This window comes from Bartonella bovis 91-4 (assembly GCF_000384965.1).
Classification (GTDB): Bacteria; Pseudomonadota; Alphaproteobacteria; order Rhizobiales; family Rhizobiaceae; genus Bartonella; species Bartonella bovis.
On sequence record NZ_CM001844.1, the window covers coordinates 196,732 to 218,315 of the forward strand.

General features: G+C 36.9%; 19 protein-coding genes. 18 read left to right on the plus strand and 1 reads right to left on the minus strand.

Going from position 1 to position 21,584, the window contains the following annotated elements:
- The first annotated feature begins 30 nt into the window (after positions 1-30).
- The 11 genes from pstB to BBBE_RS00830 all read left to right on the plus strand — a co-directional run bounded on the left by pstB (position 31) and on the right by BBBE_RS00830 (position 14,025).
- Positions 31-789 (plus strand): phosphate ABC transporter ATP-binding protein PstB, encoded by a 759-nt coding sequence (gene pstB, locus BBBE_RS00780; protein WP_010700725.1) that lies wholly within the window; start codon positions 31-33, stop codon positions 787-789.
- A gap of 21 nt (positions 790-810) precedes the next feature.
- A complete protein-coding gene (phoU, locus tag BBBE_RS00785; RefSeq protein WP_010700726.1) occupies positions 811-1,533 on the plus strand; it encodes a phosphate signaling complex protein PhoU in 723 nt (240 codons plus the stop codon).
- Between the two features lie 295 nt (positions 1,534-1,828).
- A complete protein-coding gene (locus BBBE_RS00790) occupies positions 1,829-2,668 on the plus strand; it encodes a cell wall hydrolase (protein ID WP_035464596.1) in 840 nt (279 codons plus the stop codon).
- Between the two features lie 770 nt (positions 2,669-3,438).
- Positions 3,439-4,314 (plus strand): bifunctional DNA-formamidopyrimidine glycosylase/DNA-(apurinic or apyrimidinic site) lyase, encoded by an 876-nt coding sequence (mutM, locus tag BBBE_RS00795; protein WP_010700728.1) that lies wholly within the window; start codon positions 3,439-3,441, stop codon positions 4,312-4,314.
- Between the two features lie 71 nt (positions 4,315-4,385).
- Positions 4,386-5,801: a M20/M25/M40 family metallo-hydrolase gene (locus BBBE_RS00800; protein WP_010700729.1), complete on the plus strand. Its 1,416-nt coding sequence runs from the start codon at positions 4,386-4,388 to the stop codon at positions 5,799-5,801.
- Positions 5,773-6,393: a ribonuclease D gene (locus BBBE_RS00805; RefSeq protein WP_010700730.1), complete on the plus strand. Its 621-nt coding sequence runs from the start codon at positions 5,773-5,775 to the stop codon at positions 6,391-6,393. The genes BBBE_RS00800 and BBBE_RS00805 overlap by 29 nt, the downstream gene beginning before the upstream one ends.
- Positions 6,394-7,200: 807 nt before the next feature.
- Positions 7,201-7,533 (plus strand): hypothetical protein, encoded by a 333-nt coding sequence (locus BBBE_RS00810; RefSeq protein ID WP_010700731.1) that lies wholly within the window; start codon positions 7,201-7,203, stop codon positions 7,531-7,533.
- Positions 7,534-8,315: 782 nt separating this feature from the next.
- Entirely contained in the window at positions 8,316-9,134 is an 819-nt protein-coding gene (locus tag BBBE_RS00815) for an outer membrane protein (RefSeq protein ID WP_010700732.1), read from the plus strand.
- Between the two features lie 146 nt (positions 9,135-9,280).
- Positions 9,281-10,153: an outer membrane protein gene (locus tag BBBE_RS00820; RefSeq protein WP_010700733.1), complete on the plus strand. Its 873-nt coding sequence runs from the start codon at positions 9,281-9,283 to the stop codon at positions 10,151-10,153.
- Between the two features lie 253 nt (positions 10,154-10,406).
- On the plus strand, positions 10,407-13,343 hold the full coding sequence (gene ileS, locus BBBE_RS00825; protein ID WP_010700734.1) for an isoleucine--tRNA ligase: 2,937 nt from the start codon (positions 10,407-10,409) through the stop codon (positions 13,341-13,343).
- A 184-nt stretch (positions 13,344-13,527) separates the two neighbouring features.
- A complete protein-coding gene (locus BBBE_RS00830) occupies positions 13,528-14,025 on the plus strand; it encodes a hypothetical protein (protein WP_010700735.1) in 498 nt (165 codons plus the stop codon).
- Between the two features lie 12 nt (positions 14,026-14,037).
- Here BBBE_RS00830 and BBBE_RS00835 read toward each other — a convergent pair whose 3' ends face one another.
- Entirely contained in the window at positions 14,038-14,523 is a 486-nt protein-coding gene (locus tag BBBE_RS00835; RefSeq protein ID WP_010700736.1) for a nucleoside deaminase, read from the minus strand.
- Positions 14,524-14,799: 276 nt separating this feature from the next.
- On the opposite strand from BBBE_RS00835, the gene BBBE_RS00840 reads away from it, so the two are divergent.
- The 7 genes from BBBE_RS00840 to BBBE_RS00870 all read left to right on the plus strand — a co-directional run bounded on the left by BBBE_RS00840 (position 14,800) and on the right by BBBE_RS00870 (position 21,582).
- The gene (locus BBBE_RS00840) at positions 14,800-16,164 is read left to right on the plus strand and encodes a pseudouridine synthase (protein ID WP_035464599.1); all 1,365 of its coding nucleotides are present in this window, start codon (positions 14,800-14,802) and stop codon (positions 16,162-16,164) included.
- Position 16,165: 1 nt separating this feature from the next.
- Positions 16,166-16,723: a 16S rRNA (guanine(966)-N(2))-methyltransferase RsmD gene (rsmD, locus tag BBBE_RS00845; RefSeq protein WP_010700738.1), complete on the plus strand. Its 558-nt coding sequence runs from the start codon at positions 16,166-16,168 to the stop codon at positions 16,721-16,723.
- 684 nt (positions 16,724-17,407) lie between these two features.
- Entirely contained in the window at positions 17,408-18,241 is an 834-nt protein-coding gene (locus BBBE_RS00850; RefSeq protein WP_010700739.1) for a patatin-like phospholipase family protein, read from the plus strand.
- 98 nt (positions 18,242-18,339) lie between these two features.
- Positions 18,340-19,671: a TldD/PmbA family protein gene (locus BBBE_RS00855; protein ID WP_010700740.1), complete on the plus strand. Its 1,332-nt coding sequence runs from the start codon at positions 18,340-18,342 to the stop codon at positions 19,669-19,671.
- Positions 19,658-20,464: a 3'(2'),5'-bisphosphate nucleotidase CysQ gene (locus BBBE_RS00860; protein WP_010700741.1), complete on the plus strand. Its 807-nt coding sequence runs from the start codon at positions 19,658-19,660 to the stop codon at positions 20,462-20,464. Before BBBE_RS00855 ends, BBBE_RS00860 begins: the two co-directional genes overlap by 14 nt.
- A gap of 43 nt (positions 20,465-20,507) precedes the next feature.
- Positions 20,508-20,750: a DUF4170 domain-containing protein gene (locus BBBE_RS00865; RefSeq protein ID WP_010700742.1), complete on the plus strand. Its 243-nt coding sequence runs from the start codon at positions 20,508-20,510 to the stop codon at positions 20,748-20,750.
- Positions 20,751-20,826: 76 nt separating this feature from the next.
- Positions 20,827-21,582, plus strand: coding sequence for a lysophospholipid acyltransferase family protein (locus tag BBBE_RS00870; protein WP_010700743.1), 756 nt, complete (start codon positions 20,827-20,829; stop codon positions 21,580-21,582).
- The last annotated feature ends 2 nt before the right edge of the window (positions 21,583-21,584 follow it).

Below are 21,584 nucleotides of genomic sequence, written 5' to 3' on the forward strand. Positions count from 1 at the left end.
ATGCGCATCCAAGATAAGGTTAGGTTTACAATGAAGGTCAAAATGCGTGGTCAAGATGTTAAGGTTTTTTATGGAGATAAGGAAGCACTCCATGGCATTACTCTTGATATCCCTGAGCATCAAGTTACAGCGTTAATTGGTCCTTCAGGTTGCGGAAAGTCAACTTTTTTACGTTGTTTTAATCGTATGAATGATACGATTGAAGGTGCTAAAGTAACAGGTTTAATTACCTTAGATGAGGAAGACATTTATGATTCGCGGATTGATGTTGTAGAATTACGAGCACGTGTGGGGATGGTTTTCCAAAAGCCTAATCCTTTTCCAAAATCTATTTTTGATAATGTTGCTTATGGGCCACGTATTCACGGTTTAGTAAAATCACGTACTGAATTGCATGATATAGTTGAAAAAAGTTTGATGCAAGCAGGATTATTCGACGAAGTTAAAGATCGTCTTCATGGACCGGGAACAAGTTTGTCGGGAGGGCAGCAACAACGTTTGTGTATTGCACGTGCTATTGCTGTGAATCCTGAAGTTATCTTGATGGATGAACCATGTTCGGCTCTTGATCCGATTGCGACTGCACGTATTGAAGAACTGATCGATTCGTTACGACAAGATTACACAATCGTTATTGTAACACATTCAATGCAGCAAGCTGCACGTGTTTCTCAATACACGGCTATGTTTCATTTGGGGCATTTGGTGGAAGTTGATGAAACTGAAGTGATATTTACTTCACCAAAGGAACAACGTACGCAAGATTATATTACGGGGCGTTTTGGATAAGTCAATTTAGGAGTATAAAATATGTCTACGAGCCATACTGTCCGTTCTTATGATGCAGAGTTAAAGTATTTGGCAGAAAAGATTGTGGAAATGGGTGGTTACGCAGAAAGAATGATTGAGCGCTCTATAGCATCTATTGTTCATAATGATTTTCAACTTGCTACTACAGTTATTGCTGATGATTTATTTTTGGATGAAGCAGAGCGCGACATTGATGAAAAAGCGATTACTATTATTTGTAAACGCCAACCGGTGGCTGTTGATTTGCGTGAAATTGTTGGTGCTATTCGCATTTCTTCTGATCTTGAGCGAATTGGGGATATGGCAAAAAACATTGCTAAACGTGCAGCTGCTATTTCAGAAATACGCCAACCTGAGATTTTTTATTGTAAGCTTGAAACGATTACAATTTTAGCACTCAATCAGTTAAAGGAAGTGCTGGACGCTTATACCAAACGCTTGTTAGATCGTATTGATGTGGTACGCGAGCGTGATAATGAAATTGATGCTTTGTATACTTCTCTTTTTCGTGAGCTTTTAAATTATATGACGGAGGATATACATAATGTTGCAGTTTGTACGCATTTGCTTTTTTGTGTAAAGAGTATTGAACGAATTGGTGATCATGTCACCAATATTGCTGAAACATTACATTATATTATGACGGGTCAGCATATGTCTTTTGATCGTCCCCGTGATGATCTTACCTATACAGTTGGAGTAGGCGATAAGAAAGCAGATTAAAGTTTTGAATTGTGTTTGAAAAATATGATGTTTTATGGATGATCTAGCTTTAAATATGCAGATCGAGTAGGTACGTTGAATGGTAAAAAATGGAAAGTTTGATTGATTTGCATAATTAAAAGAATGAGACGTGCTTTAAATTAAGATTTTCTTATTGTTTTTTCGTGTAAATGTTTTTTAGTGCCTATTATGTGTTAAGTGTTTACTGACAAGTAAATAATTAACGGTATGGTGTTATTTAACTTGCATATTTAAATTTTGAATGTTTTGAAAATATATGAATCTACTGTATAAAATAAAAAAAAATCGATGGATTATACGTATTGTCCTTTCTATAATACCGCTAGTTACTGTGGGTTGCACATCAAATCATTTAAAAGGTAAAAAGGTACCTAATAGTCAGGTAACTAAAGTGGCGGTACCTTCATTGACGGAACGTCAGTGTCTTATGCGTGCGATGTATTTTGAATCAAATCGTTCGAGTCGTGAAGGAATGATTGCGGTTGGAACTGTCGTTATGAATCGTGTCAATTCAAGTGCTTATCCGAAGACGATTTGTGGAGTCGTTGGTCAGCCTAAACAATTTGCCCCTGGTGTGTTAACGCGCCCTATGACGGAGCGAGCATCTGTTGCTCGTGTTAAAGAGGCTGCAGATGCTGTTTTACGCGGTGAACGTGATAAGAAAAGTAAAAACGCTATGTTTTTTCATACTGCAGGGTTATCTTTTCCCTATAAGAATATGCACTATGTTCGTGTTGCCGGAGGCAACGCTTTTTATGAGAAGCGGGCACGAGATGGATCGCTTCAGGTTCCTGTTAATGATCGTCTTTATGATGTTGCTTTTGCTTTTGCCCAAGATCGAGGTGATGTATCAAATTTCATAGATATGGGCTTAAAAAACAGAGGAACAAAGGCAGAAGAGATACAAATAGCATCTACTTCAATAGAAGTTGCGCAAGCGAATCCTATATCTTTTGTTGTTACACAACCTAACACAATCCCTATTCCTACACCTGCACCTAATCGTATTGCTAAGATACAAGAAACTATACCAGTTATAGCGTATACCACGCTGTCATTGGATAAGTTAAATACAGTTGTTGCAATGTTAGAAAAACAACACAAAGCCCGGTAATTTTGTGTGGAATGTTTTATCTCATATTGCACAAGTTACGGTAGGAGTAGGGCTTAAGCTACAAGAAAGACAAGGTTTTATTCTAACTGTTTCAATTATGGTTTGATAGCGTTTTACTGCTTTGCGTTTTACAGAGTCTAGGTATTGATTTAACTGCTCATTTAGAAGATGGGTTAAAAGGAACGAAGAAAGTTTCTATCACGCAAAATAGCGTTATAATCGTTCATATTTTGGCTGAAGAAGTGTAAAATTCTCCTCATATTTTATAAGGCTAGAAATTTTATACATTCAATAAGACTGTTTTTCTATCAAAAGAGTATTGATTAGTAATGTTAAGTACGCTTTGAAGAGAGATATATTGTTATTGTTGACGCACATGCTTTAATAAGTCAAAAAATTATTCAAAATAATAAGAAGATTAGTTGATTGGACGAGATTGCTTTTGTTTCACGCGTTTTGTTTATTTTTAAGAGAGGTTTGCTTTTTATAATATCTTATTGATGAAAATACTGCATGTTACGTTCTTTAGAGCAATGTTTTCTCAAATGTTTTTTAAGTAGAGCATTGTTTATAGTGAAAGAAATTGCAATGCGTGTTGACTATAAGAATATGCTTCTTATTGATTGAATAATCGGGAAGGGGTAAGCAACATAGATAGTTTTACTCAAATTGGTATGGCAGTTCCTAGTATTTTGTTAAGAGGAATTGAATTAATATGGTGAATTTTAAGAGTATTTTATTTAAAGATGCGTCATATATTAGGAAGATGAATGCCTGAACTTCCGGAGGTAGAAACAGTTCGTCGTGGGCTTGAACCGGTTTTGACTGGTGCAAAGATTATATCTGTGACGCTTAATCGTAAAAATTTGCGATTTCCTTTTCCAGAAGAGTTTTCTAAACAACTTGTGGGCAAAAAGATTGTACAACTTAATCGGCGTGCAAAATATTTATTGTTTCATCTTTCGCAAAATGAAACAATTTTGAGTCATATGGGAATGTCAGGAACGTGGCGCATAGAAAATGAGCTTTTAAGAAAAGAGCATGCTTCTATGGGCAAGTTAGTTGCGCATGATCATTTTATAATGGACGTTAGGGTAAAAGATGGTAACGTTTACCGTATCATTTATAATGATACTCGTCGTTTTGGTTTTATGCTTTTAGCCGACACAATAAAGCTTGATGAACACCCGCTTTTAAAGAAATTAGGGGTTGAGCCTATGGGGGATACGCTTTCTGGTTCTTATTTACAAAAGGCTTTTATCAATAAAAAAACATCTCTTAAAACGGCTTTGCTTGATCAGTCTATTATCGCAGGACTTGGTAATATTTATGTTTGTGAAGCGCTTTGGCGTAGCCGTTTATCTCCGCAGCGTAGTGCGTTTACATTGGCACTAAAGAGTACGAGTGCATACAAATTTGCAAATCGTTTAGCACAAAATATATGTGATGTGATTTCTGAAGCGATAATTGCTGGAGGGTCTTCTTTACGTGATTATGTGCATACAGATGGCTCACTTGGTTATTTTCAATACAATTTTTCAGTTTATGGACGGGAAGGAAAGGAATGTTTACAATGTGGAGTGCCTATTGTACGCATTTCGCAAGCTGGACGTTCAAGTTTTTACTGCCCAAAGTGTCAAAAATGAATAAACATCTTGCAAAATCTTACAACAAGCTTAAAGTTATGAGTAGCTTTCATTAGAATGGAGAGATTTTTATGCTTGATAAAGTGCTTACACATCTTGATGAAAATGTAGATAAGAGCGTTGAACGTCTTTTTTCTCTTTTACGTTTTCATTCAATTTCTACAGATTCAGCTTATAAGGATGCGTGCCGTCAAGCAGCTGATTGGTTGGTGGAAGATTTAAAAACTATAGGTTTTGAAGCTTCACGGCGTGATACACCTGGCCATCCGATGGTTGTTGGACATCACCCAGGACCTTCAGATGACTGTTTACATGTCCTGTTTTATGGGCATTATGATGTTCAACCAGTTGATCCCTTAAATTTATGGAACAATGATCCATTTGACCCTTATTTAAAAGAGCAGAATGGAGAAAAGGTTATTTGTGCTCGTGGTGCTTCAGATGATAAAGGCCAGCTTATGACTTTTGTTGAAGCATGTCGTGCATTTAAAAAAGAAACAGGTCAACTTCCTGTTAAGGTAACTGTTTTATTTGAGGGTGAGGAAGAAAGTGGCTCTCCTTCACTTATTCCTTTTTTAAAAGCAAATGCTGATGAGCTTAAGGCTCATTGTACGTTAGTTTGCGACACACCAATGTGGGATGCAAATACTCCCTCAGTTTGTATTGGTCTTCGAGGAATGTTAGGGGAAGAAGTCATTGTCACTGGAGCTAATCGTGATTTGCATTCTGGTGGTTTTGGAGGGGTTGCAGCCAATCCTCTTCGTATTTTAGCTAAAATTTTGGCTGGGCTTCATGATGAAAATAATAGGGTGACAATTCCTGGATTTTATGATGGTGTAGAAGAAACGCCTCCACAAGTTTTACAATCATGGAATGAACTTAATAGTAGTGTACAAGCAATGCTACGTCCTTTTGGTCTTTCTGTTCCTGCCGGCGAAAAGGGGCGTAGTATTTTAGAACAAATATGGGCTCGTCCTACAGCGGAAATAAACGGTATTAGTGGGGGCTATGCAGGAGAAGGGTTTAAAACGGTTATTCCTTCTCAAGCCAGTGCAAAAGTTTCTTTTCGTTTGGTTCATAAACAAGATCCTGAAAAAATACGTCAAGCTTTTCGTGATTATGTACGCAGCCTTATTCCGGCAGATTGTACAGTTACATTTAAAGATCATAGTGCTGCTCCAGCTATTCAGTTATCTCCTGATTCACCTTTTGTTGAAGCAGCAAAGGATGCTTTAACTCAAGAATGGGAGAAGTCTGCTTTATTAATTGCTATGGGTGGTTCAATTCCAATTGTTGAAAGCTTTCGATCAATTCTTGGTATGGAAAGCATTTTGGTTGGATTTGCATTAGCTGATGATGGGGCTCATTCACCTAATGAAAAATATAATTTAAAGTCGTTTCATAAAGGACAGCGGTCTTGGGCGCGTATTCTTGAAATTTTCGCAAATAGGAGGATAAATGACAGAAATTCGTGTTCATCAAGGTGATTTGCCAAATTTAGACAACTATCACGTTGATGCTATTGCGGTTGATACTGAGACTTTAGGATTACAACCGTATCGTGATCGCTTGTGTGTTGTTCAGCTTTCTGCTGGGGATGGTACGGCTGATATTATACAGATTGCTAAAGGGCAAAATAGTGCTCCTAATTTGGTTAAGTTGCTTGAAGATAAGGCAATTACCAAAATATTTCATTTTGGGCGTTTTGATCTTGCTATTTTAGCGCATACTTTTGGAGTTATGCCGGATGTCATCTTTTGTACAAAGATTGCATCAAAACTTACGCGTACTTATACTGATCGGCATGGTTTGAAGGAGATTTGTAGCGAGCTGTTAAACATTAATATTTCTAAACAACAACAATCCTCAGATTGGGCAACAGAAACTTTATCGCGTGCACAAATTGAATACGCGGCATCTGATGTTTTGTATCTACATCGTTTGAAAAGTGTGTTTGAAACACGTTTAAAGCGCGAAGAGCGAGAAAATGTTGCAAAGGCATGTTTTCAATTTTTACCGGTGAGAGCAAAGCTCGATCTTTTAGGATGGCCAGAGATTGATATTTTTGCACATAGCTGAGTTTAAAAATTTATTTTTAATCTAAGAAAAGAAGTTTTGTTAATGTAATAAAATAAAATGCCTGTATTTCATGGGCATTTTTTGTTTACTTATTTTTGCATGTATTGCTGATAAAAAATTTTATAGAGCGATTTTTTATAATCAATTTATTTGATTTGAATATTATATCGATAAATATGTACCTTTTTTATTATAGTTTCTTCCGTTAGTTTCATAAGATCAAAAGATACAAAACAAGTTTATAGGGTATAACAGTAGATAGGAAGTGGGGGCTATTAATATCTGTTGAAGGTTAGATATAAATATTTCCGAAAGTTATTTTGAGTACTATGGCTATAGTGGTACTTTTTCTAGAGAAGTGTATTCGTAACGTTTGTGTGCAGCTTTATTTATTTCTAATCACGCATTGGCCCTAATATTGCGAGGACGTAGTTATACGCTTGTTTCAAAGTATTGTTTTATTTGAGATGCAGCAAAGGCACCATAAATCCTATTATGGGTAATGAATAGGTATAAGGACGTTGCTTGGTTATATTTTCTTTGGTGCTAGTGGTGAATATCCAGTAACTGACAAAATTATCGTCTCGTACAAAAGATTAATATTTGAATTGCAAGAAAAAAATTTACAAAGTCAATGCTTTTTATTTTGTTATCGTATGCACAATCCTCATTACAGGGGTGATTACGTCGTTAAAAGACTTTATTTTTGATTGGGGCTTTCACTTTTTTCTCATCATTCTATGGATATTTGAAATAATGTGATTATATATAAAATACGTTTTGGATATTTTATATGGAGATCAAGCTATGAAAATAAAACATTTCGGAATTATAGTACTTTTCATTTTGGGTTCAAATTCTTCAGTTCAGGGAGCTAATCTTATGGTTGTGAAAGGATTGGCGCTGAATGTTGCTACCACTTTTGTTTCTACAGATTTGCATTTCGATGAGTGGAATAGCGATTCTATAAATAATACTATTTTAAATATTTCTTGTACTGATCAAAACAAGTGGACAACGAATTATGGAAAGAAATATGCAGCTTCTTTAACTCAAAACAATAAAGGCAGACCAAGTTTGAAATCAAATAAAAAACCACGGCGACCACGGTGGTCTAGAATACACCCACTTAGTTTTTAATCAATAATTCAGCGGCTTTTGTGACATTTAAAAGAATCATGAAAGGGGGATAAGTGTGTTTGTGTTTTTTATATGTTGGCTTGTATTGTGTATATATTAATTATACGAGACTTTCGGGTATTAGTTTAATTTAGTCAATCAGTAGAGATAGATGATCGGTTTATTTCTGGCTATTAATGATGTTGTGCGAGGCGCGCTATTTATTTGCGTTTCTACTGGATGATAATGGTGGTGATTCTTAACAATTGTTATTTGTATAAAGTTAGATTTGGTTTTGATAAACACTTGAACAGAAATTTAATTACGGTTTATTTTGCAGTTATTGACTATTTTAACTTATAAATTTCAGTTATTGGGGCGTTAACAAGAGTTATCTTTTTTAATAATGTACTATTTAAAAGCTGGTATTTATTACCTTTGCCTATTTAACGGGGAAGTTCAGTATTGTAGTGTACAGGTTAATGGAATGTTGGGAAAAGAAATTTATTAGATAATATAAGGATGTACATAACAGTACAATTTCGTAGAGTATTTCCAATATGTAAAATTTGTTATGTATTTAATAGGATACTGAATTTGTTATTATACTATCTTTTTAGATTAAGCTGCTATTGGCAAATTTCTGATTCTATTTTGTTAATGTAAACAAATAGATAACGTATTATATTTATTTCTATGATACATGTCTTCTTGTTAATAAAGAGCAGAAAATTATTTTTCTATAGATAATTGAAACAAAATATTGTAAAATACACTTTGAATCATATTGTGGAGATCAATCTATGATAAGATGCCTTATTATTATATGTGCTCTTACTGTGGCTTCAATTTCTATTGTGCGTGCGTCAGGTTATATGGTTATTCAAGAGCCAATACCAGTTTTTTTTCCTTCTACTTTTTCTTGGGAAGGTTTGTATTTGGGGGGGCAAATTGGTGGGGGGGTGGGCAGACTTTCTGTAAATCCTCGTATTATTTCTGGTAAAAGTACTGTTAGTAAAAAATCTCAAACAGTTTCTAGTGATAAGTATAATCTTGCAGGTTTTATTGGGGGTTTTTATATAGGTTCCAACCTTAGGCTCGACAATGGCCTTATCTTAAGTGTTGATACAGACATTGTTTTGTCTAATCAAAAGAATGTACAATTTGGTAAGCGGATGACTGTTAGTGATCAATCAGCCCTTGTACATAATGCGCTCGTTAGTCGTTTTGGGCACAAAAAATCTGGTTCGATTAAAGTGGGTAATGAGGTAACTTATAATACCACTCGTAAAGAAAAATGGGCTGGTGCTACACGGATTCGTATTGGTTTTGCTACTGGTCACATTATGCCTTATATTGCCGGTGGCATTGCTTATACGAATCTTCAAATTATTCCTTGGTTTTTAGTCAATTCAGCTAATCCTTTAAATTTAATGGCAGAAAAAAAGACGCTAATTGGTTACACTCTTGGTGCGGGGGTTAATTTTGCAATAAGTGATAATGTTATTCTTCGTGGAGAATATCGTTATTCAGATTTTGGTAAAAAGAAATTTATGGAGGTTCCGGTAAACGTTAGTTATAGCACTCATGACTTGCGTGTAGGTGTGGCATATAAATTGTAATCTTTTGTTAAGATTAATTGATGAAGAATTCTATTTTTAATGGGACTCTCAACGTTTAATTGGGAGGTGTGTCTTTTTTACTACAGATATTTAGCGAAAGTAGTTTATATAAGCTCCATATTCACACATTAGCTATGGAGTAAATTATGAATATGAAATGTGTAGTAACAGCGTCTATTTTCGCTTTAGTTTCAGCTTCTGCAGCTCAAGCAGCAGATATGCCAATTCAGGAAAGACCAACAACAGTATTGCCACAAGTTGTTGTTGCCCCAGCTTTTTCTTGGACAGGTTTTTACCTTGGTGGACAAATCGGTGGCTTTTCAAGTAAGAGCAACTCGAAAGGAACTTATGAAAAAGCACCAAATGAGCTTCTTGAAAACAATAAAGCGTTTCCTAAGTTTTCAGGTTTTGTAGGGGGCCTTTACGCAGGTTCTAACGTTGATTTCGACAATGGCTTTGTTTTGGGTGTTGACACAGACATCGTTTGGTCTGGAGAAAAAGCTAAAGCATCAAAAACGTATACTTTGGCTCAGGACGGCACTGATGATAAAAAAAGATTGGTAGCGCGGGCAGATGGTGAAGATGGTGGTACTGGTGGTGAAGGTGGTACTGGTGGTGAAGGTGATAAGCCAAACACTCCACCAGTTCCTTCTGATGTAACTAGAAATGTGACTTTTAACAGTAAATGGTCTGGTGCTACACGGGTTCGTCTTGGTTTTGCTTTTGATCGTATTATGCCTTATGTTGCTGGTGGTATTGCTTATTCGCAGATTAAAGCTTCAGTTGCACAAAGAGAAGGAGGAAGCGTAGTAGAAAAACCTCTTGAAGACTGGTCAAATTCAAAAACATTTGTTGGATACACTCTTGGTGCCGGTGTTGACTTTGCAATGACTGAAAGCGTTATGTTACGTGCAGAGTACCGTTACTCAGACTTTGGTAAAAAGTCATTTGTCAATGACAACATTGAAGTTGATTTTAAGACCAATGATTTCCGCGTTGGTGTAGCATACAAATTCTAATTTGTTGTAAGATTTAAGTTTTTTAAAGGCTCTGTTTTTGGCAGGGCCTTTATTTTTTGATAAATTTATTTTGGGGTTTATTTTTTTGCTAGTTTTGTGATAAAGCCCTGACGCGTGATGATATTTTCTTCTTAATCGTTGCTTCATACGAATTATTGATTCGGCCTTCCGCATAAATTAAACAACCATGGTTGCAGGGTTTAGGGGAATTATGCAAAAATAAAATCATAAAAGTGGACAGGAACATTTCACAATGACTGTGAAAAATGAAACAATAGATTACTCAAAGACTCTTTATTTACCAAAAACAAATTTTCCTATGCGTGCAGGGCTGCCGCAAAAAGAGCAGGAATTAATGGCTCGGTGGGAAAAGATAGGCCTTTATACCCGTTTGCGTCAACAAGCAAAAGATCGTCCACTTTATGTTATCCATGATGGCCCACCTTATGCAAATGGTAATATTCATATTGGGCATGCTTTAAACAAAGTTTTAAAGGATGTTATTGTGCGTTCATTTCAAATGCGTGGTTTCAATGCAAATTATGTTCCTGGGTGGGACTGTCATGGGCTTCCAATCGAATGGAAAATTGAAGAAAAGTACCGTGCACAGGGGAGAAATAAAGATGATGTCCCCCTTAACGAATTTCGTCAAGAATGTCGTGAATTTGCACAATGTTGGGTTACTGTTCAGAGTGAAGAATTTAAACGTCTTGGTATTGTTGGGGATTTTGAAAATCCTTACACAACAATGGCTTTTGATGCAGAAGCATGTATTGCGGGTGAATTGATAAAATTTGCCATGTCAGATCAACTTTATTGTGGCTCAAAGCCTGTGATGTGGTCTGTAGTAGAGCGCACGGCTTTAGCTGAAGCAGAGATTGAATATCATGATCATGAGTCTGAAGTTATTTGGGTTAAATATCCTATTTTAAATTCTTCTGCTCATGATTTACGCGATGCTTTTGTGGTAATTTGGACAACAACACCATGGACAATTCCTGGAAGCCGCGCAGTTAGTTACGCTTCGAAGATTTCTTATAGTGTTTATGAGGTTGAAAGTACAGAAAATGCTTTTGGTCCTCAAGCTGGTGAAAAACTTCTGTTTGCTGATGCTTTGGCTGATAGTTGTGCAGAAAAAGCAAAACTTGTTCTTAAACGTTTGCGCTCTGTTTTGAATGATGAACTTAAATCTCTTGTTCTTTCTCATCCATTGAAAGGTTTAGCTGGGGGATATCTCTATAAAATCCCGATGCTTGATGGCTCCCATGTAACAGATAGTTCTGGTACAGGTTTTGTCCATACAGCACCTAGCCATGGGCGTGAAGATTTTGAGATTTGGAATAGTTATAAGCTTGTATTGGAGCAGGCTGGTATCGATACGACTATTCCCTTTCCTGTTGATGATGCTGGTTTTTATACAAAAGATGCACCTGGTTTTGGACCAGAGCGTGAAGAGGGGGCTGCGCGCGTTATTGATGATAATGGTAAAATGGGTAATGCAAATAAAGAGGTTATTGGTGCTTTAATTCAAGCAGATCGATTATTTGCACGTGGTCGTTTAAAGCACTCATATCCTCATAGTTGGCGTTCCAAAAAACCAGTAATTTTTCGGAATACACCGCAGTGGTTTATCTCAATGGATAAAGACCTTGGTGATGGTTCAACTTTACGCAGCCGAGCTTTAGAAGCTGTTTCGATAACGCGTTTTGTTCCGTCTTCTGGTCAAAATCGTTTAGCTTCTATGATAGCAGATCGTCCTGATTGGGTACTTTCTCGTCAACGAGCTTGGGGGGTCCCGATTTGTATTTTTGCTAATGAAGATGGCGTTGTTCTTAAAGATGAACAAGTCAATGAGCGTATTTTGCAGGCTTTTAAAGCAGAAGGAGCGGATGCATGGTTTGCACAAGGGGCACGTGAACGTTTTTTGGGTGAACGTGCACATGAATCTTGGCACCAGATACGTGATATTTTAGATGTTTGGTTTGATTCTGGATCGACCCATAGTTTTGTATTAGAAGGTCGTGCTGATTTGAAATGGCCTGCTGATGTTTATTTTGAAGGGTCTGATCAGCATCGTGGTTGGTTTCAGTCTTCTCTTTTGGAAAGTTGTGGGACACGTGCTTGTTCACCTTATAAAACGGTGATTACACATGGCTTTACTTTGGATGAAAATGGCAAAAAAATGTCTAAATCTTTGAGGAATACGGTTGTTCCGCAAGATGTCATTAAAACGTCTGGTGCTGATATCTTTCGTCTTTGGGTGATGACGACTGATTATTGGGAAGATCAGCGTTTAGGCAAAAAGATTCTTCAGACAAATGTGGATTTGTATCGTAAATTGCGTAATGCAATTCGTTGGATGCTTGGAACTTTAACGCATGATACAGGGGAAGAAGTGCCTTATTGTGCTATGCCGGATCTTGAAAAGTTCATACTGCATCGGCTTTATGAACTCGATCAATTGATTAATCAATGCTACGATGCGTTTGATTTTAAAAAAATTATGCGTGCATTGTTAGATTTTTCGATCATTGAGCTATCTGCATTTTATTTTGATATCCGCAAAGATTCTCTTTACTGTGATGCGCCTTCATCAAAAAAACGTAAAGCTTCTTTACAGGTTGTCCGTGAGATTTTTAAACGGATGGTAACATGGCTTGCTCCGATGTTGCCTTTTACAATGGAAGAGGCTTGGTTGGAGCGTTATCCAGAAAGTTGTTCAGTGCATTTAGAGCAATTTCATTCTGCTCCAGAAGAATGGAAGAACGAAACATTAGCTGAGCGTTGGAAAAAAGTTAGGCAAGTTCGGAAAGTTGTTACGGGTGCTTTAGAGCTTGAACGAGCAGAAAAGCGCATTGGATCATCTTTAGAGGCAGCACCTGTTGTCTTTATTTCTGATCCAGTTTTATTGGAAGCGTTAAACAATGTAGATATGGCGGAAATTTGTATCACCAGTGCTCTAAAAATTATTCAGGATGTACCACCTTCGAATGCTTTTATTTTAAATGATGTTGAAGGTGTTGGTGTGTGTTCAAATAAGGCTTTAGGTAAAAAATGTGCTAGATCATGGCGTTATACACAAGATGTTGGAAGTGATCCAACTTATCCTGATGTTTCTGCTCGTGATGCGGCTGCTTTGCGGGAATTGCAGGAACTTGACGAAAATTGCAAAGGCTCTAAGTTAGAATAATTGAAGTAAGCTGTATTCAACGGTTTTTATCATGTGAATTCTGTCATTGCTGAGGAGGGGCTTTTATGTTAAGTGCAAAATACATTATTCTGTTCACAGATAGGCAAGTTTGTATATAATAGCCAGTCCCCTAGTTAACCAGAGTGGATATAAGTGAATCGTATGTTTGAAAAATGGGTAAGCAGTGAAAAAGCGTGAAGTCAACATAGTGTTAATGAGCACCCTCAGTGCGTGTATTTTGATAGGGTGTCGTGTGCCTGCTCCCACTTATGGGACAGATAAAGCAGTTTCATTGCAGTTTGTTGATGATATTGTGAAACTTGTTCCATCTAGTTCAACAGATAATAATCAGCCTGTTATGAAACGGCGTCCGCAGCTTGTATATCCAGAGCCAAATGCACGTGCAGTTTTACCTCTACCTCAAGCAGATAATACAGAAGACTCTCCACAGTTGAATGTGAAACAACAGCGTAAGAGGTTTTTGTTCCACCGACAAGCAACAGGTGAGGAGTATGTGAATTATCAGCGAGATCTTAGTGAGCCGCCTTTAGTTTATCGTCAACCAGCAAAGACTGCACCTGTTGGTCAAAAGGGGCAAGATGAATCAGTGAAAGAGCGTAAAAGAAAACGCGCTGCAAGAAAAGCAGGATCTGGTGAAAAGAAAAGCTTGTGGCCTTTTTAAGGGGAGGTATGTTTAAAGAGTATGTGTTTGAGGCGAAGATAAAATGTGTTTTTGATTTCGCTTTTGAGCAAAGAATTCTTTAAGCAAGTGGTTTGCTTCTTTTTCTTTGAAACCAGAATAAACCTCAGGTATGTGATGACAAGTTGGCTGTTGGTAAAAGCGTGGACCGTATTCAATAGCGCCGCCTTTTGGGTCGCTTGTTGCATAATAGAGACGCCGTATACGTGCAAATGAAATGGCTGCAGCGCACATAGCACAAGGTTCGAGTGTTACATAGAGATCGCAATCAGGAATTCTTTCATTTTGGAGCATTTCACAAGCCATACGAATAGCGCGTATTTCTGCATGTCCTGTAGGGTCACATGCAGTTTTTATGCAGTTTCCGGCACGTGCAATAATTGTTTTGCCACGCATGATAACAGCACCTACGGGAATTTCATCTTGCTTTGCTGCCAATTGTGCTTCTAAAAGGGCTATTTCCATAGGAGTAAGAGTCATATTTTTCTTTCTATGTAGAGAATAGATAATCAAATGATTATAGAAGTTTGCTGTGAAGTAATTGAACATCTTATACTTAAATTTGTGATAAAAGAAATTTTACCATTTCTTTAAAAGTGTCTACAGTTTTAATTTGAAAGTAAACAAGTGCATATTGTTGCTGTTAAAGGATAGAAAATGATGAACAATACTACTACTCTCTCTTTTCAGAATAAACGATATGATGCACGTGATAAATTTTCTAAACGATCTGGGGGCGAGAAAAATAAAAAGAAAATGGATGAAAATAATGAGAGTGAGCGGATTGCTAAAAGATTAGCGCGTGCTGGTGTAGCATCGCGTCGTGATGCAGAAATGATGATTATCGCAGGGCGTGTTGTTGTGAATGGGGCAGTTATAACTACACCTGTTTTTAATGTTACGCGTTCTGATGTTATTATAGTTGATGGCAAATTTTTGCCTCCTGTGGAACGAACACGGTTATGGCTTTACCACAAACCAGCAGGATTTGTTACAACCAACCGTGATCCTGAGGGAAGACCAACAGTGTTTGATAATTTGCCGAAAGAAATGCCCCGTGTTTTATATGTAGGTCGGCTTGATATTAATACAGAAGGGCTTTTATTATTGACTAATGATGGTGGTTTAGCGCGTATATTAGAGCTCCCTATAACGGGATGGGTGCGAAAATATCGTGTACGTGCCCATGGAAAAATTAAACAGAGTAAGCTTGATAGCCTTAAAAATGGTATTGCGATTAAGGGGATTTTTTATGGTTCGATTGAAGCATCAATTGAGCGTGAGCAGGGGTCGAATATATGGCTTTCTGTAGCTTTGCGTGAAGGAAAAAATCGTGAAATTAAGAATGTTTTAGGAGCTTTAGGGCTCTCAGTTAATCGCTTGATTCGTATATCTTATGGTCCATTTCAACTCGCTGACTTAGAAAAAGGAGCGGTTCGTGAATTAAGAGGTCGGGTATTGCGGGATCAATTAGGTGAGCGTTTGATTGCGCAAGCTAATGCAGATTTTGATTCTCCTATTCTTAAACCATTTTCAAATTCTGTGGTTTCTGTAAAAAAACAGAACAGTAAAAAGTTTTTTTTAACAAGTGATGGTGGGATTGTGTCTCGTGTAAATGGTGGTACACGGCACGAAAAGCAAAGCAGCTTTTCTGAAGGTGAAGGTCGTCGGGCACGATTGAATACGAAATCTGATGAACAATCTATGGGTAAAGCAAAAAAATTACCGCTACGTTCACGTCATTCTAATGTTTGGATGGCTCCTGGCGCACGCCCACAGGTTGAGCGTAAGAAATTTTGCTATAATGAAAGCAGTTATCATAATCGTGCAAGTGATTATGTTGATAAAAGATTTTCAGGTAAAGAGAAATTATTGGAAGGCCAATTACGAAAAGAGAAATCCGTTAATTTTAATAAAAAACATAGCAAAATACCTTATGATGCAACACGGGTTTCTAGCAAGGAAGATCAGCTTTTTAAAAAGAAGGGGAAAGTTATCAAGGGCGATTATGATAAGCGTTTTTCAGATGGCAAGCGAAAAGGTAAGTTTTGTAGTAGTAATGTAAGCAAATTTAAACCTGTGAGAAATAGAATAAAAACATCTAAGTTGTCTGGAGGCTGATGTGAGGGTTATTGGTGGTAAATTTGCTGGGCGTATTTTATCATCTCCTCTTGGTCAATCCATTCGCCCGACAAGTGATCGTACGCGCGAAAGTCTTTTTAATATTCTTGTTAGCCGAGAAGAACAATTTTGGGAAAATAAGCGCGTTCTTGACCTTTTTGCTGGTACTGGTGCTTTAGGTATTGAGGCACTTTCACGTGGTGCAAAAGCTGCTATTTTTGTTGAAAACTCAGTTGAAGGGCGTGGTTTAATTCAGAAAAATATTGAATCTTTTGGATTGCAAACAATTGGGCGGATTTTGCGTCGTGATGCTACTAAACTTGGTAATATTGGAACAATGCTTCCATTTGATATTATCTTTGCAGACCCACCTTATGGTTATTGCCTGGGTGAAAAAGCTTTTATAAAAGTTCTTGAAGGTGGGTGGGCAAAAGCTGGAGCACTTTTTGTGCTCGAAGAAACAAAGGGGGCCGTTATTAATTTACCCGATACATTGTGTTTAGATGATGAACGCTTTTATGGTGAAACAGTCATACGTATGTATAAGCTTCAATCATAATCTTTAATTTGAGAAAAGTCATTTTTCATGATGATTGGTTATATTCACCTTTAAATTTATTTATCTGAGTATTTTAAAAAACAATCATAATTTTTATGAGTTTACTTCTGAATTATATTTTTAGTGGGCTAAACTTAATATTGTGGTAATTATTAGTAAATGTATGAATATTGCCTTACTTTATAAAGTACGTTTTCTTTAATAGTTTATAAAGACGTAGATATGATGAATAATTACTGCTAAAATAAATGTGCTTTCGGTCTCCCAAAAAGTACGCTATTTTCAATGATATACCATGGCAACAATCTTACCTAAGTGCATAGTGGTTGTTGGCCATATTGAAGTAAAAAATAATTGATAGGTATAAGGTAGAGCAAGTGAAATCAGATAATAAGAGATAAGTTGGTTTTATGTGATACCAAAATATAAAGGCACTTTCTGAAATTATGGCAAAGTTTTATTAATAAGATTGGGGGTTACTGATTAGTTATATACAGATGCACTAAGATATAATTCAATATTGTTATATTTGATCAAGTCAGATCAAGTACTGAGAATTTTAAAATAAAGAACTAACGTTAGTAGTGTTAGAGAATTAAAAATTGATCAATATGGATAGCAAAACATAGGGGGTATTGCTTTATATTTTTCTTAGAACTCGAAGAGTGAAAGAGGCAAAATAAAATGAAAATTGGTTTAGCGTTTGGTAGTGGGGGAGCGCGTGGTTTTGGTCATCTTCCGGTTATTGGAGCGCTTGAGGATTTGGGTTTAAAGCCAAGTGTTATTGCTGGATCTTCTATTGGTTCGATTGTGGGTGCTGGTTTAGCTGCTGGAATGACACAAGCTAATTGGGAAGATTATTGCCTTTCAACTTTTTCTCATTCAAATAATGCTCTGCGTCGTTTATGGTCTTTAATGCCTCTTTCATGGAAAGAGCTATGGGAATGCGGTTTGCGTTTTTTTCAATTTAATTTGGAGTCTATTTTAGAGAGTTTTTTACCATACAATTTTCCACGAGATTTTTGTGCTTTAAAAATTCCTTTTTGTGCTGTGGCTACAGATTTAAAAACAGCAGAAATGGTTGTTATTCAAGAAGGAGATTTGCGTTCAGCTTTAGCTGCTTCCTCTGCTATTCCTGGTTTATTTAAGCCAGTTTTGCGCAATCATATTTTATTGGTTGATGGGGCGGTTTGTAATCCGGTACCTTTTGATTGCTTTATTGAACCAGTTGATCTTTCAATTGGTGTCGATGTTATCGGACCACCAATAGTTGATTATAAAAATAAGCATATTTCAGTTGCGGAAAGCCTTATTGCTGCAAGTGTTATAGGACAACAGGCACTTGTTAGAGCGCGTTTGCGGTTTTCAAATTTGGATCTTTTATTGCGGCCTCCTATTGATGGAATTCATATTTTAGATTTTCTTGAAGCCAAAGAGATTTTACAACGTTTAGCGCCTTTTCGTGAAAAAGCTAAGAGAGAAATTTCTCAATTAATTGAAAGTTCAATGGTGCATTAATAGTGCATAATTTGGCTATGAGTATATAAAATGATGTTTTGTATGATTTTGTTTAATGCTTTATCATTGTAAATAGTAAATATTTTAAGGAGCTTATAATGACTGTCGAAGAACAAATTGATAAAGCTGTTTCATTGATTGAAATGGCGAAGCGTTTTGGGGCAGATGCTGCTGATGCTGTTATTGTTCATTCGCATTCTGTTCGTGTATCGGTTCATCTGGGGAAAGTTGAATCGACAGAAGCCTCCGAAAGTGATGATTTTACATTAAGGGTTTTTGTTGGGAAAAAATTAGCAAGTGTTTCTGCTAATTTGGCAGCATATCCGGAAGAATTAGCAGAACGTGCTGTTGCAATGGCTAAAGCTTCACCTGATAATTTGTTTGAAGGTCTTGTAGATAAAGGATATTTAGTCACTCATCCTAAGGATCTTGATCTTTTTGATGATTTTGTTCCGCAAAGTCATTTTTTAACAGAAGATGCTTTGAAAATGGAAGCAGCAGCTCTTGATGTTAAAGGGGTCAACAATTCCAGTGGTGCTACAACAGCTTACGGCAATAGTGGGCTTGTTCTTATAACCAGCAATGGTTTTTGTGAGGGGTATCGTTCTAGCTATTTTTCACGTTCTTGTAGTGCGCTTGCTGGTGAAGGTACAGCAATGGAACGAGATTATGATTACACAACTTCTTTACATTTTTCTGATTTGGAAGACGCAGAAGTTATTGGCAAAAATGCAGGATCAAGAGCAGTTCGGCGTTTAGGAGCAATTCGTGCAGCTACGGGGGTTATTGATGTTATTTTTGATCCACGTGTAGCTCGCGAAATTGCTGGGCATATTGCATGTATGGTTAATGGAGCATCAGTTGCTCGTAAAACAAGCCTTCTACAAAATTTACAAGGGACAAGGGTGATGAAGCCTGATGTCAATGTAACAGATCAACCTTTAAGATTGCGCGGAAATGCTTCTCGTCCTTTTGATGGTGAAGGGGTAGAAGGGCAAACATTGAATATTATTGAAAATGGTGTTTTAAAAACTTGGCTTCTTTCATCATCAGCAGCTCGTGAATTGGGGCTTAAAACTAATGGGCACGGTGTACGTTCCGGATCGTTTATTCAACCAGCGAGTACTAATTTTGCTATTGAACCGGGTTCAGTGTCGTCTCATGATATGATAAAAGCTTTACGGAATGGTTTTTATGTTACAGAATTATTTGGACATGGGGTTGATTTTGTTACTGGTCAATATAGTCGTGGCGCTTCCGGTTTTTGGGTTGAAAATGGTGAAATTGTTTATCCAGTGAGTGAAGTAACTCTGGGCTCTGATTTACTTCATATGTTAGCTCATTTAACACCGGCTACTGATATTGATAGACGTTATGCAACAGCTTCTCCAACATTGTTAATTGAAGGAATGACACTTGCAGGAAAATAACGCGAATTATCATTCTGATCTTAATCTTTTGCTTGATGTTTGTCGAGAAGCGGGAAGCTTAGCGATGAAATATTTTGGATATGAGCAAGAAATTTGGATTAAAGATGGCAATTCACCAGTCAGTGAGGCGGATTTTGCAGTTGATCATTTTTTGAAAAAACGACTTCTTGAGGCGCGACCAACTTATGGTTGGATTTCAGAAGAAATGGAAAATAATGAAAAACAACAGGTTTATGAACGTTATTTTATGGTTGATCCCATTGATGGAACGCGTGGTTTTCTTTCTGGCAGTGTTGATTGGTGTATTTCGGTTGCCATTATTGAAAATGGGCGTCCTGTTGTAAGTGTTTTGCAGTGTCCAGCTAAAGGTGATGTTTATGCTGCTGTCGCTGGTCAGGGGGCGACGTTAAATGGCGTAAAACTACCTCGCTTAATGTCATCTCACGTTGATCGGAAATATAGAGCTTCTCTTGATCAATCAGTTGCTCAAAAGTTACCGTGCGATTTTTTAAATCAGGTTAGTTTTTTTCGTTATATTCCTTCTCTTGCCTATCGTATTGTCCTTGTTGCTCAAGGCGAGATTGATTTTGTGTTGGTTCGGCCAAATTGTTATGGCTGGGATATTGCTGCTGCTGATCTTATTTTGCAGGAGTGTGGTGGATGTTTTAAATCACTTGATGCACCGTTTATTTTTTATAGAATTGAGCCTTGTCAATATGGCTTTTTAATTGCCGGTGAAAATAATTGCTGCCAAAATATGATAGATGTTGTTCGTCAAGCAAAGTTAGTTTAATCAAATGAACATAAGACTAAAATTTAATGATACGGAGGCAGTAATGAATAAAACCAATGAGAAGAAGCAATTATTGCACCTTGTATTTGGTGGGGAATTAAAAAATCTTGATGATAATCAATTTAAAAATATTAATGATTTTGATATAGTAGGCATTTTTCCAGATTACCAATCAGCTTACGCAGCGTGGCGGGCAAAGGCGCAAAGTAGCGTAGATAATGCATTGCAACGTTATTATATTGTGCATTTGCATCGACTTCTTGATCCAGAAATAAGTGATACATAAAAATTATAAGTATTCAAATATTATCTTCTGGCTACAATAGAGCAGTCAGATTAAATTGACTGGATTTGGCATCAAGATGAATGAAACAATTCAAAAGAAAAAGGATAATCTTTTAAAGCGATTTTGGCGAAAAAATCGTCATTCATTGATGAAAACGTGGTTTGTACAAGTTTTTGTTGTATGGTTATTGGTGAATTATTTACGTTTTGTTTATTGGACAAATCCGCGGTTAAAAAATTCAGATGATCTTATAAAAACGTATAATGCTTATAATCCATTTATTATCACATTTTGGCATGGGCGCCATATTATGGCGCCTTTTCTGCGTTCTCGAGATGAAGTGGTTATGGCTATGTTTTCTCGTTCTGCAGATGCAGAAATAAATGCACAATTGGCAAAAAAACTGGGGCTTGAAATTGTACGTGGTTCAGGGGGAAGAGACCAAACACATCACGTAAATAAAAGGGGGGCACAAGCGTTTTTAACGCTAAAAAACGCTCTTAAATCTGGAAAAACGGCAGCTATGATTGCGGATATCTCGCATAAAAAAGCACGTGAAGCTGGAAGAGGAATTATTTTATTAGCCAAATTATCTGGTCGTCCTATTATTCCTTGTGTATACGCTTTTTCAAAAGAGAAAATTCTTGAAAAAACGTGGGATAAAACTGCAATTCCACTGCCCTTTGGGCGTTCAATTGTTCTTGTTGGGGAGGCATTTTTTGTTTCCAAAGATGCAAGTGATATTTTGCTAGAAGAAAAACGCATGCAATTAACAGATATAATGAATCGCTTGACAGATGAAGCTTATAATCGTCTTGCAATAGGTGAATAAGG